General features: G+C 64.8%; 1 protein-coding gene. It reads left to right on the top strand.

Features of this window, described 5'->3' with window-relative positions; all coding sequences use genetic code 11:
• A partial coding sequence (locus D0817_RS27205; RefSeq protein ID WP_202866543.1) for a 3'-5' exonuclease family protein occupies positions 1–298 on the top strand: 298 nt, incomplete at both ends.

A 298-nucleotide genomic window follows, 5' to 3' on the forward strand; every position in this document is an offset into this window, starting at 1 on the left:
CACATTTTCGCCAACCACGGCGTGACGCTGCGCGGCGTGGTGCACGACACGCTGCTGCAGTCGTACGTGTTCGAGTCGCACAAGTCGCACGACATGGACAGCCTGGCGCTGCGCCACCTCAACTACACCACCATCGCCTTCAGCGAGGTGTGCGGCAAGGGCGTCGGGCAGATCTGCTTCGACCAGGTCGAGCTGGGCCGCGCGACCGAATACGCGGGCGAAGATTCCGACATCACCCTGCGCCTGCACCAGGCCATGAAGGGCCATGTCGAGGGCGACCCCAAGCTCGCGTACATCT

Source organism: Flavobacterium cupreum (assembly GCF_003996965.1).
Classification (GTDB): domain Bacteria; phylum Bacteroidota; class Bacteroidia; order Flavobacteriales; family Flavobacteriaceae; genus Flavobacterium; species Flavobacterium cupreum.